Origin of the sequence: Herbiconiux sp. SALV-R1 (assembly GCF_013113715.1) — a bacterium.
Lineage (GTDB): Bacteria > Actinomycetota > Actinomycetes > Actinomycetales > Microbacteriaceae > Herbiconiux.
This window is the reverse complement of record NZ_CP053344.1, coordinates 2513295-2528362: the sequence shown is the minus strand read 5'-3', so window position 1 is coordinate 2528362 and position 15068 is coordinate 2513295. Positions and strand designations below refer to the sequence as shown.

The following is a 15068-nucleotide window of genomic DNA, read 5'->3' as shown; positions in this document are numbered from 1 at the left end:
CCCCTCGTCTCCTCCACGCCATCACACCTGCCCCTCCGCGCCTCGACAGGACCTTCTTCGTGACTGACAGCATCACCGGCTCCACCGCGCTCGCCGCCGACACCGCGACACCCGACGACGCCACGCGCCTGGCGCGCCGCAACAAGCTCGTCATCAACCTCCTCCTGGTCTCGGCCTTCGTCGTGATCCTCAACGAGACGATCATGGGTGTGGCCATCCCGCACCTGGTCACCGACCTCGGCATCACCGAGGTCGCGGCCCAGTGGCTCTCCACCGCCTTCATGCTCACCATGGCCGTGGTCATCCCCATCACCGGGTTCCTGCTGCAGCGCTTCAACACCCGGCCGATCTTCATCGCCGCGATGTCGCTGTTCAGCATCGGCACGCTCATCGCCGCCTCGTCGCCCGGCTTCGAGATGCTGCTGGTCGGCCGTGTGGTGCAGGCAAGCGGCACCGCGATCATGATGCCGCTGCTCATGACGACGGTGATGACCCTGGTGCCCCCGGCCACCCGGGGCCGCACGATGGGCAACATCTCGATCGTCATCTCCGTGGCGCCCGCCCTCGGACCGACCATCTCGGGCATCATCCTGAGCACGCTGTCCTGGCGCTGGATGTTCATCCTCGTGCTGCCCATCGCGGTCGGCGCGCTGGTGCTCGGCTTCCTGCGCGTGCAGAACGTCACCGAGCCGCGGCCGACCCCCATCGACGTGTTCTCGGTGGTGCTCTCGGCGTTCGGGTTCGGCGGCCTGGTGTTCGGCCTGAGCAACCTCGGCGAAGGTGCGGGCGACCCGATGTCGTCGTGGGTTCCGCTCGCCGTCGGCGTGCTCGGTCTCGGCGCCTTCGTGTGGCGCCAGATCGTGCTGCAGCGCCGCTCCCGCGCCCTGCTCGACCTGCGCACCTTCCGTTCGCGCACCTTCGGGGTGGCCATCGTGATGATGGCGATCAGCATGATGGCGCTGTTCGGCACGGTCATCGTGCTGCCGTTCTTCATGCAAGACGTGCTGCAGCTCGACGCGCTCACCACGGGTCTGCTGCTCCTGCCCGGTGGTCTCGTGATGGGTGTGCTCGCCCCCTTCGTCGGTCGTCTGTACGACCGTTTCGGTCCGACGCCGCTGCTCGTGCCCGGCGCCTTCATCGTGAGCGGGGTGCTCTGGGGACTCACGCTGGTGAACGAGAACACCTCGATGTGGTGGGTGCTCGCCGCGCACGTCACGCTGAGCGCCGGTCTCGCGCTCATGTTCACGCCGCTGTTCACCTCAGCGCTCGGGTCGCTCAGCCCGAAGCTGTACTCGCACGGCTCGGCCACGATCGGCACGGTGCAGCAGCTGGCGGGTGCCGCGGGCACCGCGCTGTTCATCGCCGTCATGGCGGGTGTGACGGCCTCGACCGCCGCCGCGGGTGCGAGCGAGGTCGGTGCGAGCGCTGCGGGAGTGAAGGCCGCGTTCCTCTGCGGCGCCGTCATCTCGCTGGGTGGCGTGGTCGCGTCGTTCTTCGTGCGGAAGCCCACCGCCGTCACTCCCGGCGACGAGGGCCTGCTGGAGGCCGACGCCGACGCCGCCGCGGAGGGTGCCGCCTTCGGGCACTGAGCCGCGGCGCGCGTCGGACCTCACTCCCGCGTGGCCGGAGCGGCCGCCCGGTACTCCACCTCGGGCCTTCCCGGGGTGCCGTAGCGCTGCTCGCGGTGTGCGGCCCCGGTGTCGGCGAGGTGCTCGAGATAGCGCCTCGCGGTGACGCGCGACACGTGCTGCGAGGCCGCGAGCTCCGACGCCGAGACGCCCCGGGGCGCCGCCTCGCGGAGCGCCCCGCGCACCCGTTCGAGCGTCTCGGGCGTGAGCCCCTTCGGTAGCGGCGCCCCATGGTCGCGGCGCAGCGCCGCGAAGGTCGAGTCGACCTCCTGCTGGTCGGTCACCGTCGAGCCGGCGATGCGCGCGTGGAAGTCGCGGTACGACTCGAGCTTCTCGGCGAAGACGGCGAAGCCGAAGGGCTTGATGAGGTACTGCACGATGCCGAGCGAGACCGCCGAGCGCACCACCGAGGCGTCGCGCACCGCCGTCACCGCGATGACGTCGGTCTCCACGCCCGCGGCACGCAGCGCCCGGCAGAACTCGATGCCCGTGGTGTCGGGCAGGTTCACGTCGAGCAGGATGAGGTCGATCGGCGGCGCGGCGCCCGAGACGGCGGCCCGCACCGCCCGCATCGCCTCGGCCCCCGAGCGGGCCGTGGCGGCGACCTCGAAGCCGGGCAACCGGGCGAGGTAGGCCGCGTGCGCCTCGGCGGTGAGCAGCTCGTCTTCGACGACGAGCACGCGCAGGGCGGGCGCCGCCGAGCCCGCCGCGGCCGCGCCGCCGCTCATCGTCCCGCCTCCGCCGGCACCGGAACCGTGACGGTGAAGCGCGACCCCTCGACGGTCACGTCGCCGCCCAGCCGCTTCGCCGCCTGCCGCACCAGGGCCAGCCCGATGCCGTGGCCCTCACCGGTCTTCGTGGTGACCCCGAGGCCGAAGACACTGTCGGCCAGCCGCTCGCCAGGCCCCGGCCCGCTGTCGGAGACCTCGATGCGGAACGCGCCCCGCGCATCCGCCCCGATTGCCACCTCGACCACCGGATGCTCGGTGCCGGCCACCGCGTCGAGAGCGTTGTCGACGAGGTTGCCGACGATGGTGATGAGCTCGTGCGGCGGCAGCCCGCCGACGTCGACCCGGTCGGGGATGGCGAGCTCGAGGGCGACGCCGCGCTCGGCGGCCTGAGCGGCCTTGCCGAGGAGCAGCGCCAGCAGCACGGGCTCGTCGAGCGCGGTGAGGATGCGGTCGGCGAGCTGCTGGCTCACGGCCAGCTGCGAGGAGGCGAGCTCGGCCGCCTCGCGCGCACGACCCAGCTCGATGAGCGCCGTGATCGTGTGCAGGCGGTTGGCGAACTCGTGGGTCTGCGAGCGCAGGGCGTCGGAGAGCGTCGTCATGGTGTCGAGTTCGCCGGCGAGCTCTTGCAGCCGGGTGTGGTCGCGGAGTGTGGTGACGGTGCCGATGAGGTGGGCGCGTCCGCGGGCGCGCCCGGACTCGGGCGACGACACCACCCGGTCGCGGTCGAGCACGAGCACGTGGGTGTCGGTGACCACGATCTCGTCGACCGCCACCTCGGCCGAGTCGAGCGCGGCGGCGACGGGAGCATCCAGCGGCAGCTGGGAGACCGCCACGGGCGCGCCGCCGCTCGAGCGGGGGAGGCCGAGCAGCTCGGCAGCCCGGTCGTTGTAGAGCACCACCCGGCGTGAGGCGTCTTGCAGCACCAGCCCCTCGCTGATGGAGTGCAGCACGCCCTCGTAGTAGGCGAACATGCGGCTCATCTCCTCGGCGCCGCGGCCCCAGGTGACCCGCCGCAGGTAGCGGCTGACGCCCCAGGACGCGAGGGCGCCGAGCGCCAGCGCCGCGGCTGCCGCGAGCAGCACCGTGGCGATGCGGCCGCCCAGCGCGACCTGCGTGTTCGACACCGTGATGCCCGCCGAGACGAGCGCGACGACGCTGCCGCCCGCATCCTCGATGGGCACGACCGCCCGTACCGAGGGGCCGAGGGTGCCGGTGTAGGTCTCGGTGAACGACTCGCCCGCGAGCGCGCGGTCGATGGTGCCGAGGAACTGCTTGCCGATCTCGTCGGGATCGCGATGGGTGTAGCGGATGCGCTCGGGCGACATGATGGTGATGAAGTCGATGGCCGCCGAGTCCATGATCTCGACCGCGTAGGGCTGCAGGGTCGCCGTCGGGTCGGGCGACGTCACGCCCTCGACGACGAACGGGTCGTGGGCGATGGTCTCGGCCACCGCGAGCGACCGGGCCGCGGCGTCGCGCTCGACGTCGGCGCGGGCGTCGGCCCAGCTCGCCAGCACCGCCGCCCCGGTGAGCACCAGGATGACGACGAGCTGCGACACGAAGAGCCTGGTCGCGATGCTCCATCGTCGCATCACCGCGTCACCTCCTGCCGCCTCCTCGCCCGCATTCCTCACTGTAGGCGTGCGACGCGGCGCACGGGGACGAAGCGACGCGAACACTATGAACAGAAGGCGCCCGGGGGCCGGCCGGGCATCGAGGCTGATCGTCACGCATCCGATCACAGGAATTCGTCTCAGGCGATTCCGCCTCAAGGAACGAGGGAAGCAATGGCGCTCCGATCACGAACCACCGACACCGCCCCCCGCCGTCGCCGGCACCTGGGCGCGACGCACCTGCTCTACATCGCCGTGATCGTCGCCGTCATCGCCGGCGCGATCGTCGGCCTCGCCGCCCCGCAGTTCGCCGTCGGGCTGAAGCCCGTGGGCGACGCGTTCGTGGCGCTGATCAAGATGATGATCGCCCCGATCATCTTCTGCACGATCGTTCTCGGGGTGGGCTCGATCGCCAAGGCCGCCACGGTGGGCAAGGTCGGGGGGCTCGCGCTCGGCTACTTCATCATCATGTCGACCTTCGCGCTCGGCATCGGGCTCGTGGTCGGCAACCTCATCCACCCGGGTGCGGGGCTCGACATCGCGGGCGCCAGCTACGACGCCAGCGGCACCAAGGAGGCGGCGACCACCACCGAGTTCCTGCTCGGCATCATCCCCACCTCGATGCTGTCGTCGCTCACGGCCGGCAACATCCTGCAGGTGCTGTTCGTGGCGCTGCTCGTGGGCTTCGCGCTGCAGAAGATGGGGTCGAAGGGCACGCCCATCCTCGGGGCGATCCGGCAGATCCAGGCGCTGGTGTTCCGCATCCTCGCCATGATCATGTGGGTCGCGCCGCTCGGCGCCTTCGGGGCCATCGCGGCGGTCGTCGGCAACACCGGCTTCGGCGCCATCGTCGCCCTCGGAACCCTCATGATCGCCTTCTACATCACCTGCGCCGTGTTCATCACCGTCGTGCTCGGCTCGCTGCTCTGGCTCGTCGCCCGGGTGAACATCTTCCGCATGATGAAGTACCTCGGCCGCGAGTACCTGCTCATCGTGTCGACCTCGTCGAGCGAGGTGGTGCTGCCGCGTCTCATCGCGAAGATGGAGCACGCCGGGGTGTCGAAGCCCGTTGCGGGCATCACGATCCCCACCGGCTACTCGTTCAACCTCGACGGCACGGCCATCTACCTCACCATGGCGTCGCTGTTCATCGCGAGCGCCATGGGCACGCCGCTGTCGATCGGCGAGCAGATCTCGCTGCTGCTGTTTATGATGGTCGCGTCGAAGGGTGCCGCGGGTGTCACCGGGGCCGGCCTCGCCACCCTGGCCGGCGGGCTCCAGGCGCACCGGCCCGACCTGGTCGACGGCGTGGGCGTGATCGTGGGCATCGACCGCTTCATGTCGGAGGCTCGGGCGCTCACGAACTTCACTGGCAACGCCGTCGCCACCCTGCTCGTCGGCACCTGGACGAAGGAGCTCGACCGTGAGCAGCTCACCGCCGTGCTGGCCGGACAGCGGCCGTTCGACGAGTCGACCATGAGCGTCGACGACCACCTGGGCGCCGACGAGGCGGCCGAGGTGCAGCGGGAGCAGCAGCCGGTGGCGGCGACGCCCGCGGCGCCCGCGGCGACGGCGGCGCTGGAGCCGCAGGAGGCTCGGGACGCTCGGGAGCTGCAGGAGGTCCAGCCCGAGCTGGTCGGTTCGGGCGCCGGGGCCAAGCGGCTCGGCTGAGCCGGGGTCGGCCTTCGGCCGCGCCTCACCCGAGGGCGAAGCCGAAGGAGGGGAGGGCCGGTGCGGCGAAGACGCCGCCACCGGCCCTTTCGCGCGGCACCCACTGCCCGGTCTCGGCCCCACCGCCCGGCACGGGCTGCGCCGCAGCGCGGGCCAGCAGCTCGTTCCAGCCGTCGCGGGCGGGGGAGTGGTCGAGGTAGGCGCCGAGCAGCTGGGCGGTCGCCAGTGCGTCGACCGAGGCGCGGTGCGCACCCTTCAGCTCGATGGCGAAGGCCGCGCAGCACGCAGCCAGCGAGCGCGGCCCGTGCGGCAGGAACTGCCGCGAGAGCTGCAGCGTGCAGAGTGTCGCCGCCGGCGCCCAGGAGCGGTACCCGGCCGCAGCGAGCTCGGCCAGCAGGAAGCGCCGGTCGAACGAGGCGTTGTGGGCCACCATGACCCGTCCGGCGAGCAGGCCCATGAGGCCGCGGGCGATGTCGGCGAAGCGCGGCGCCCCGCGCAACTGCGCCGCGGTGATGCGGTGGATGCGCGTGGGGCCCGGCCCGAGCCCGTCGCCCGGGTCGATCAGCGTGTCCCACCGGCCGGTGACCGTGCCGTCGGCATCGGAGTGCACGACGGCTACCTCGACCGCCCGGTGGCGCCCGGGCTGAAGGCCCGTAGTCTCGAAGTCGATCGTGGCGAATCCCGGGCCTGTCATGCTGCGACGCTACGAGCACCCTCCGACATCCCGGTTCGAAACCGCAAACCTCGCGCCACCCGAGCCCAGGAGGGCCGCGGAGGGCGCGACGTTTGCGGTTTCGAACCGGGAACCCGAATGTCTCCCGACCACGGGATAATTGACCCATGCCTACATCTGTTCCCGCCCTCGTCGCCACCTCCACCACCGGTCCGTTCGAGCACGGCACCGTCGAGCGACGCGACCTCCGACCCGCCGACGTGCGCATCGACATCGCCTACGCCGGCGTCTGCCATTCCGACATCCACACCGTGCGCGGGGAGTGGGGCGCCACCGAGTACCCGCTGACCCCCGGCCACGAGATCGCGGGCATCGTCTCCGAGGTCGGCGAGGGCGTCACCCGCTACGCCGTGGGCGACCGCGTCGGCGTCGGCTGCTTCGTCGACTCCTGCCGCGAGTGCCCCGAGTGTCTCGCCGGCGAGGAGCAGTTCTGCCAGAAGGGCGTCATCTACACCTACGGCACCGTCGGCCACGACGGCGTGCGCACCCAGGGCGGCTACAGCCAGCAGATCGTCGTCGACGAAGACTACGTGGTGCGCATCCCCGATTCCCTCGACCTCGACGTCGCCGCCCCCCTGCTCTGCGCGGGCATCACCCTCTACTCGCCGCTGAAGCGCTGGAAGGCCGGGCCCGGCGTGCGCGTCGGCATCGTCGGCATGGGCGGTCTCGGCCACATGGGCGTCAAGATCGCCCACGCGCTCGGCGCCCACGTCACCGTGCTCAGCCAGAGCCTGTCGAAGAAGGACGACGGCCTGCGCTTCGGTGCCGACGAGTACGTCGCCACGAGCGACGCCGAGAGCATGCGCCCGCTCCGCGGCAGCTTCGACCTCATCATCTCGACGGTCTCGGCCGACATCGACCTCGACCGCTTCCTCGGCCTCCTCGGCACCGGCGGCGCGCTGGTGTTCGTCGGGCTCCCCGAGAACCCGCAGCAGTTCAGCATGTTCTCGCTCACGAGCGCCCGGCGCATCATCGCGGGCTCGAACATCGGCGGCATCCGCGAGACCCAGGAGATGCTCGACTTCTGCGCCGAGCACGGCATCGCCGCCGAGATCGAGACCATCGCCGCCTCCGAGGTCGACGGGGCGTGGGACAGGGTGGTCGCGAGCGACGTGCGCTACCGCTTCGTCATCGACACCGCCACCATCGGCGCCTGAGCCGCCGGCCGCGAACTCGCGAGAGCCGCTCCGATTCCGGGGCGGCTCTCGCGAGTCGAGGTGGCCGGCGGGCTCACGGCATGGTGAGCACGGCCTTCACCGAGGCGCCCGACTGCGTGTCGGCGATGGCCTTCTCGATCTCGTCGAACGGGTAGCGCGTGATGAGCTCGTCGAAGGGGAAGACTCCGGCCTCGTAGAGCGCGATGAGCGCGGGGATGAACACCTGCGGCACCGAGTCGCCCTCGATGGCGCCGACCAGGGTCTTGCCCGCGCCCGACACCAGCCCGAGCGGGAGCACCGCGTCGGGCTTGCCGACACCCAGCAGCGCGATCGTGGCACCGAATCGGGTGGCGTTCACGACGTTCTCGATCACCTGCGGCACCGCCGTGGTGTCGACGGCGTAGGCCGCGCCGAGACCGCCCGTGATCTCCATGATCGTCGCGACCACGTCATCCGTCTTGCCGTTCACGAGGTGGGTGGCGCCGAGCTTCTCGGCGAACGCGAGACGCTCGTCGAGCACGTCGACGGCGATGATGGTGGTGGCGCCGGCGATCTTCGCGCCCATGATCGCCGAGAGGCCCACCGCGCCCGTGCCCGCGACGACGATGCTCGAGCCCGCGCGCACGTCGAGCGAGTTGAGCACCGTGCCGGCGCCGGTCTGGATGCCGCAGCCGAGCGGCCCCACGATCTCGAGCGGCACCGAGTCGGGAACCTTCACCGCGTTGCGGGAGGAGACGATGGCATGGGTGGCGAAGGAGCTCTGGCCGAAGAAGGCGCCGTGCAGCTCTCCTCCGTCGGCGGCGGTGAGGGTGCCTGAGCCGTCTTCGCGCACACCCGCGATGTTGAGCAGCATGAACTTCGTGCAGTAGGCCTCGCGGCCCTCGAGGCAGTTCACGCAGCTGCCGCAGGAGGCGAAGGAGAGGGCGACGTGATCGCCGACGGCGAAGTCGCCGACGCCGGCGCCGACCTGTTCGACGATGCCCGCACCCTCGTGGCCGAGCACGATGGGGAGCGCTGCGGGGATGTGGCCGTGAACGACGGCGAGATCGGTGTGGCAGAGGCCCGTGGCGACGATCTTCACCAGCAGCTCGGTGGGGCGGATGTCATCGAGTTCGATCTGCTCGAACGCGAACGGGGTGTCGGTGCCGCGGAGGACTGCCGCGCGGGCGGTGGTGGTCATGGTGTGCCTTTCTCGAACGGGTCGGTTCCCGTGAGGCACGTCGAGTCGATCGCGACCCGCGTGGGACCGCGGGGACCTGATCGGAGTCTACGCCTCTTTCTGACGGGTGTCAGAGAAACCGGGGGATCGGCGAGAACGGCCGGTGGTCAGCTCAGGTCGAGCTCGTAGTAGACGGCGAGGGGTCCGCTGCCGCGCCCCTCGTGGCAGTCGAAGCCGCGCTTCTCGTAGAGGTGGCGGGCGGCGAGGTCGTCTTCGGAGGTATTGAGGTCGAGGTAGTCGGCACCGCGGGAGCGGGCGTGTTCGATCACCTCGTCGAGGAACGCCGTGCCGAGACCCCGGCCGCGGTGCTCGGGTGCGATGTAGAGCTCGGCGAGGTAGGCCTCCAGGCCGGGCTGCCAGAGACTCTCCCTGAAGCGGAGCACCGCGACGCCGAGTGGGGGTTCGCCGGAGAGGAGCACGCTGGTGTCGCCCGCGGCGGAGAGGGCTGCGGGCCGGTCGGCGAGCCAGGACGGCTCGGGTGCCGGGTCGTCGTACTCCCGGTTGAAGTCGACGAGCAGGCGGGCTGCGGCGGCGAAGTCGGCCGCGCCTGCGGCGAGCACGACGGTCATGTCAGGCGGCTGCGCCGGTCGTCGGGCCGGGCTGCCCCTGCACCGTCTCGGTCGGTGCCGCCTCCGCTGCGGCCTCCGCTCGGGCGAGCTCGGCCTTCCACTGCCGGAAGCCCTCTTCGGTGCGGCCGCGTCGCCAGTAACCCGAGATCGAGACCTGGCTGCGGCTGAGTCCGCGCTCCGTGAGGAGGTAGGGGCGGATGCCATGCATCACCTCCTCCGCCTCGCCGTGCACGAAGGCGTGAACGCGGCCCTCGGGCCACTCCAGCGCGCGCACCGCCGTCTCGAGGGCGTCGGCAGGAGCATCCGTTCCGTCGGCGGCGTGCCGGTAGAGGTGCTCGACGGTGCCGCGCGACGGCAGATCGAGCTGCGGCTCGGTGCCCTCGCGCTCGACCAGCAGGACGACCCGGGCCACGGCGTCGCGGGGGAGCGCCTCGACCGCGGCGACGATCGCGGGAACCGCCGACTCGTCGCCCGCGAGCAGGTGCCAGTCGGCGCCGGGGTCGGGCCGGTAGGCGCCGCCCGGGCCGTTCACGGCGAGCGTGTCTCCGGGCTTCGCCGCTGCAGCCCATGGGCCTGCGACCCCGGTGTCGCCGTGCACGACGAAGTCGATGGTGAGGGTGCCCGCGGCGGTGTCGGGGTGCAGTGCGGTGTAGGTGCGCACGTCGGGCAGCTGCTCGGGCGGCATCGTGCCGCGCAGCGCCCTCAGATCGAGCGTCTCGGGGTAGTCGACGCCCGGCTTCGGGAACAGGAGCTTGACGTAGCGGTCGGTGAAGCTGCTCCCGTCGAACGCCGAGAGGTCGTCGCTGTGGAATCTGACGCGCCGGATGGTGGGTGTGAACCACCCGGCCTCGGTGACGGTGAGCTGTGTCGACATGTATCCAGTTTAGGGCAACCTAACCTAAGCTGGGCCGACGAAGGCACAGGCGATGTCGCATGCCCGCGCTACGCTCGGGCCATGACCGAGAGCTTCGGGCGCGAGCAGGTACTCGAGCTGTGCGCCGGCCTTCCCGCCACCACCGACGAGCGCCCGTTCGGGCCCGAGACCGCCGTGGCGAAGGTCGTGGGCAAGGTGTTCGCCATCGTCCCGCTCGACACCCCGGCGGGCTCCGAGACGGTGACGCTCAAGGTCGCGCCGCCGCACGGCGAGGCGCTCGTGCGCGACCACGGGTGGGTTCGCCCCGGCTACCACATGAACAAGCGGCACTGGGTGACGGTCGCGCTGAACGGCGACGAGGTCGACCACCAGCTGGTGATCGACCTCGTCATCAACTCCTACGACCTGGTCGTGGCCGGGTTGCCCCGCGCGCAGAGGCCGTGAGGCCGGGAGGGCGGAGATCTTCGACCTCGGGATCTTCTGGGGCCGGTTCGAAACCGCAAACGTGGCGCCGACCGCCGCCCTCCAGGGCTCGGAAGGCGCCACGTTTGCGTTTTTGAACCGGCCGACCCTGCGCCGGGCGCGACGTTAGTTCGCGGCGACCTTGGCGGCGGCGTCGGCGAGCTGGGGCACCAGGCCCTCGAGCACCACGGGGATGCTCAGCACCGAGGCCGCGCTGTAGGCCATGGTGAGCTCGTCGCTCGGGTCGAGCACGACGGCGCGACCGTCCTTCACCACAGGCAGCGTCTGGATGAGCGGGTCGGCCGTGGTCTCGGCCGCGGTGAAGCCGATCGGCAGCAGCACGGCGACCTGGGCGTCGAGCGCCGAGATCTGCTCGGCCGAGACGTTGGCGAAGAAGCCGGCCGGCTCGAGCTCGAGCACCGCCGGGTTCTGCACGAAGCCGAGCTGCGCGAGCAGGTCGAAGCGGCCGTCGCCGGCGAGGTAGGCGCCGTAGGCGTCGCCGAACTTCGTGCCGGCCACGGTGGTGAGCCCGTCGAACTCCGGATGCGCGGCCGCCGCCTCGTCGATGGCGGCGTTCGTCTCCTCCACGAGCGCTGCGGCCTCGTCGCTCTTGCCGAGGGCGGCGCCCACCTGCTCGAGCTGGACATCCCACGCGGTGGCGAAGGCCGCGGTGCCTTCGGGGGCGTAGACGGTGGGTGCGATCTCGGAGAGCCGCTCGAACTCCTTCTCGTCGCCGGCCGAACGGGTGTTGAGGATGAGGTCGGGGTCGAGCGCCTGGATCTGCTCGAAGTTCACGCTGTCTCCCGTGCTCTCGATGAGCTCGGGGGTGACGTCGCCGAAGAGCTCGGTCGCCCACGGGCCGACCCCCTTCTCGTCGGCCGTGAAGCCCTGCCACGAGTACACGCCGACGGGCGTGACGCCGAGCGCCAGCGCCATCTCGGCGTCCGACCAGCCGAGGGCCACGACCTTCAGGTCGTCGCTCGGGGCGGGAACGGCGATCTCGCCGAACAGCGTGTCGACGGTCGCGGAGGACGCGTCGGCGGCGGGCGACTCGGAGGTCGCCGACGAGGTGCCCGAGCAGGCGGTGAGCACGAGGCCCGAGGCCGCGACGAGGGCGATGCCGGCGAGCGAACGACGAAGGATGCGCATGGAAGTCTTTCGAGGAGGCGAACGGGTATGTAGGTAAGGCTACCCTGACTGGGTCACGGCGAGATAACGACCGGGCTCACCGACTCGACCGCGCGACGGTCGATGGCGGGCCGCTCAGTGCGCTCCCACCAGCGGGACCACGAGCGGCGTGTGCGACTCCGGGTCGTCGATGATGCGGCAGCGCAACCCGAACACCTCCTCGACGAGCTCGGCGGTCACGATTTCGCCGGGCGCGCCCTCGGCGACGATGGCCCCGTCGCGCATCGCGATGAGATGGGTGGCGTAGCGGGCGGCCTGGTTGAGGTCGTGCAGCACGGCCACGAGGGTGCGGTCACCCGAGCGGTTGAGGCGGGTGAACAGCTCGAGCAGCTCGACCTGGTGGGTGATGTCGAGGTAGGTCGTCGGCTCGTCGAGCAGCAGCAGCGGGGTCTCCTGGGCCAGCGCCATCGCCACCCACACGCGCTGCCGCTGACCGCCGGAGAGCTCGTCGACGGTGCGGCCGGAGAGCTCGGTGACGTTCGTCGCCTCCATCGCCCTGGCCACCGCGGCCTCGTCGCTCTCCGACCACCTCTTGAGGATGGTCTGGTGCGGGTATCGCCCGCGCGAGACGAGGTCGATCACCGAGATGCCCTCCGGCGCGATCGAGGTCTGCGGCAGAAGCCCCACCCGCTTCGCGACCTCCTTCGAGGGCAGCCGCGCGATGTCACCGCCGTCGAGCAGCACCTGGCCGCCGCTCGGCTTCAGCAACCGGGCGAGCGAGCGCAGCAGGGTCGACTTGCCGCAGGCGTTCGGTCCGACGATCACGGTGAACGAGCCGTCGGGCACGGCGACGTCGAGTTCGGAAATGATGGTGCGCTGGTCGTAGCCGACGCGGAGGGAGGTCGCCTCGAGACGAGAGGACACGGTCACCGCCTTCCTAGGGGGGAGATGAGCACTGCGATGAGGTAGACGCCGCCGAGGGTGACGGTGACGGCGCCGACGGGGAGCTGGGCGGGGGCGATGATGCGCTGGGCGATGACGTCGCTGGCGAGCAGCAGAGCGGCGCCCATCGCCGCCGCGGGCACGAGCGGAAGGCCGGGGGCGCGGGTGAGTCTGCGGGCGATCTGCGGCGCGGCGAGGGCGATGAAGACGATCGGGCCGGTCACGGCGGTGATCGTCGCGACCAGCGCGACGCCGAGCACGAGCAGCGCCAGCCTGGTGCGTTCGAGCGGAACGCCGAGGGCGCGTGCCGTGTCGTCGCCGAGTTCGAGCATCCGGAGCCTGGCCGCGGTGAGCGCCAGCAGCGGCACGATGACGGCGAGGGCAATCGTCACCGGCACGACCTCGCTCCAGCCGAGGCTCGACAGGGAGCCCATGCCCCAGCTGGCGGCGGCGATGGAGACGTTGAGGTCGGCGCGCAGCTGGATGAAGTCGTTGAGGGCGTTCAGCACGGCGCCCACCGCGATGCCGATGACGATGAGACGGAAGCCCTGCACGCCACGGCGGAAGGCGAGGAGGTAGACCACGAGCGCGGTGAGGAGACCGCCGAGCAGCGCGCCCGTCACGGTGGCGAGGTAACTGCCGCCCGCCACGAGCCCCACGAGCAGGGCGCCGGAGAACGCGCCCGAGTTGAAGCCGATGATGTCGGGGCTGCCGAGCGGGTTGCGGGTGAGCGACTGGAACACCGCGCCCGAGAGTCCGAGCGCGATGCCGGCGAGCACGGCGAGCAGCACTCGCGGGAGCCGCCAGTCGAGCACGATGCGGAGCACCCCGTCGGAACCCGTGCCGCCGAGGGCGGCGACGAGCTGATCGAGCGGGATGGGGTACTCGCCCTGGGTGAGGGAGAACGCGCCCACGACGACGGTGACGACGGCGAGCGCTCCGACCACGACGAGGGTGCGCGGATGCAGCACTCCGCTCACGGGACCCACCCGGTAGCTGCGGCGGGCGACGCGTCGCGCGGTGCGACGGGCGGTGCGGCGGGCGGTCACAGGCCCTGTGTCTTCGACCGGCGGATGAGCAGCACCAGCACGGGGGCCCCGACGAAGGCCGTGACGATGCCCACCGGCATCTCGCCCTGCACGATGACGCGGCCGACGACGTCGGCGGAGACGAACACGAGCGGCGCGAAGACCATGGTGAGAGGGAGCACCCAGCGCTGGTCGGGGCCCACGATCGCGCGGGCGATGAACGGCGCCATGAGGCCGAGGAAGGCGATGGGGCCGGCGGCGGCGGTCGCGGCGCCGCAGAGCAGAGTGATGGCCACGACCGAGATGAGGCGGGTGCGCACGATCTTCGCGCCGAGCGAGGTGGCGAGGTCGTCGCCGAGCGCGACGACGTTGAGCGAGCGGGCGACGAGCAGGGCGAGCAGCACGCCGACGACGAAGAACGGGAGGACGCCGAGCACCGTGTCGAGCTGCCGGTTCTGCAGCGAACCCGCCTGCCAGAACCGGATCTTGTCGAAGATGTCGGGGTTGCGGAGGGTGATGGAGAAGGTGACGCCCTGCAGTGCCGCCGAGAGCGCGACGCCCGCGAGCACGAGTCGCACCGGGGTGGCCCCGCTGCGGGAGCCGATGAGGTACACGACCACGGCGGCGATCCCGGCGCCGGCGAACGACCACCAGATGTAGCTCGACAGGTCGGCGGTGCCCATCACCGCCACGGCCACCACGACCGCGAAGTAGGCGCCCGAGTTCACGCCGAGGATGCCGGGGTCGGCGAGCGGGTTGCGCGTGACCGCCTGTATCACGGCCCCGGCGAGCCCGAGGGCGCAGCCCACCACGAGCCCGAGCAGCAGCCGCGGCACCCGGAAGTCGGTGATGAGCACGGAGGTGGTGTCGGTGCCGCCCTCGGTGAGCGCGCGCCACACCACCTCGGGCGAGAAGCCGCCCGAGCCGATGAACAGGCTCGCCACCGAGACCAGGGCGAGCAGGAGCAGGGCGGCGAGGAGGATGGCCAGGCGCGTCACGGTGCTGCGGGCGATGCCGGTCGAGGCGCGTGCCTCGGCGCGCTCCGCGGCGGTCGGCAGACGCAGGCTGTCGAGGTCGGCGCTCATGAGCGGGCCTCCTCAGGGCGTGGCGGGCTGGCGGGGTCGGGCGGGGCGGTGCGTCGGTGGGGTGTCGCGCAGGGGTGTCGCACAGGGGTGTCGCGCGGGGTGTCGCGCAGCTGTCCCGCGAGGTGTCGTTAAGGGCAGGTGAGGCTAGCCTAAGCCAGGACGGGTCGTGGTGGCCCGCCGAACGCCGAGACCGCCGGGCTGGGGCGGGAGACGCAAGGCCGTCGACCG

At 71.5% G+C, this 15068-nt stretch carries 14 protein-coding genes; 4 read left to right on the top strand and 10 right to left on the bottom strand.

All coding sequences use genetic code 11. The features are described from left to right. The first annotated feature begins 59 nt into the window (after positions 1–59). Positions 60–1589, top strand: a complete 1530-nt coding sequence (locus HL652_RS12075) for an MDR family MFS transporter (RefSeq protein ID WP_216603887.1) — start codon at positions 60–62, stop codon at positions 1587–1589. Between the two features lie 20 nt (positions 1590–1609). Here HL652_RS12075 and HL652_RS12070 read toward each other — a convergent pair whose 3' ends face one another. Beyond that, on the bottom strand, positions 1610–2356 hold the full coding sequence (locus tag HL652_RS12070; protein WP_171705543.1) for a response regulator: 747 nt from the start codon (positions 2354–2356) through the stop codon (positions 1610–1612). After that, positions 2353–3951, bottom strand: coding sequence for a sensor histidine kinase (locus HL652_RS12065; protein WP_253743874.1), 1599 nt, complete (start codon positions 3949–3951; stop codon positions 2353–2355). Before HL652_RS12065 ends, HL652_RS12070 begins: the two co-directional genes overlap by 4 nt. Positions 3952–4146: 195 nt before the next feature. Between HL652_RS12065 and HL652_RS12060 the strand changes: the two genes are divergently transcribed. After that, a complete protein-coding gene (locus HL652_RS12060) occupies positions 4147–5643 on the top strand; it encodes a cation:dicarboxylate symporter family transporter (RefSeq protein ID WP_171705541.1) in 1497 nt (498 codons plus the stop codon). A 25-nt stretch (positions 5644–5668) separates the two neighbouring features. On the opposite strand, the gene HL652_RS12055 is transcribed toward HL652_RS12060, so the two are convergent. Then, complete coding sequence (locus tag HL652_RS12055) at positions 5669–6337, bottom strand: 3'-5' exonuclease (RefSeq protein ID WP_171705540.1); 669 nt, start codon at positions 6335–6337, stop codon at positions 5669–5671. Positions 6338–6483: 146 nt separating this feature from the next. On the opposite strand from HL652_RS12055, the gene HL652_RS12050 reads away from it, so the two are divergent. Next, the gene (locus tag HL652_RS12050; RefSeq protein WP_171705539.1) at positions 6484–7533 is read left to right on the top strand and encodes an NAD(P)-dependent alcohol dehydrogenase; all 1050 of its coding nucleotides are present in this window, start codon (positions 6484–6486) and stop codon (positions 7531–7533) included. Between the two features lie 73 nt (positions 7534–7606). Here HL652_RS12050 and HL652_RS12045 read toward each other — a convergent pair whose 3' ends face one another. From HL652_RS12045 to HL652_RS12035, 3 genes are all read right to left on the bottom strand, one after another. Further along, on the bottom strand, positions 7607–8713 hold the full coding sequence (locus HL652_RS12045) for an NAD(P)-dependent alcohol dehydrogenase (RefSeq protein WP_171705538.1): 1107 nt from the start codon (positions 8711–8713) through the stop codon (positions 7607–7609). A gap of 146 nt (positions 8714–8859) precedes the next feature. Then, positions 8860–9321 carry a GNAT family N-acetyltransferase gene (locus HL652_RS12040; RefSeq protein WP_171705537.1) on the bottom strand — a complete coding sequence of 154 codons (462 nt, stop codon included), beginning with the start codon at positions 9319–9321 and terminating at the stop codon, positions 8860–8862. A gap of 1 nt (position 9322) precedes the next feature. Beyond that, positions 9323–10195: a siderophore-interacting protein gene (locus HL652_RS12035; RefSeq protein ID WP_171705536.1), complete on the bottom strand. Its 873-nt coding sequence runs from the start codon at positions 10193–10195 to the stop codon at positions 9323–9325. 81 nt (positions 10196–10276) lie between these two features. Between HL652_RS12035 and HL652_RS12030 the strand changes: the two genes are divergently transcribed. Continuing rightward, positions 10277–10639 carry an MmcQ/YjbR family DNA-binding protein gene (locus HL652_RS12030; protein WP_171705535.1) on the top strand — a complete coding sequence of 121 codons (363 nt, stop codon included), beginning with the start codon at positions 10277–10279 and terminating at the stop codon, positions 10637–10639. A gap of 144 nt (positions 10640–10783) precedes the next feature. On the opposite strand, the gene HL652_RS12025 is transcribed toward HL652_RS12030, so the two are convergent. The 4 genes from HL652_RS12025 to HL652_RS12010 all read right to left on the bottom strand — a co-directional run bounded on the left by HL652_RS12025 (position 10784) and on the right by HL652_RS12010 (position 14840). Then, positions 10784–11806, bottom strand: a complete 1023-nt coding sequence (locus tag HL652_RS12025; protein ID WP_171705534.1) for an ABC transporter substrate-binding protein — start codon at positions 11804–11806, stop codon at positions 10784–10786. A 114-nt stretch (positions 11807–11920) separates the two neighbouring features. Beyond that, positions 11921–12715: an ABC transporter ATP-binding protein gene (locus tag HL652_RS12020; RefSeq protein ID WP_171705533.1), complete on the bottom strand. Its 795-nt coding sequence runs from the start codon at positions 12713–12715 to the stop codon at positions 11921–11923. Next, positions 12712–13776, bottom strand: coding sequence for a FecCD family ABC transporter permease (locus tag HL652_RS12015; RefSeq protein WP_171705532.1), 1065 nt, complete (start codon positions 13774–13776; stop codon positions 12712–12714). Before HL652_RS12015 ends, HL652_RS12020 begins: the two co-directional genes overlap by 4 nt. After that, positions 13773–14840, bottom strand: a complete 1068-nt coding sequence (locus HL652_RS12010) for an iron chelate uptake ABC transporter family permease subunit (RefSeq protein WP_171705531.1) — start codon at positions 14838–14840, stop codon at positions 13773–13775. Before HL652_RS12010 ends, HL652_RS12015 begins: the two co-directional genes overlap by 4 nt. Between the last annotated feature and the right edge of the window lie 228 nt (positions 14841–15068).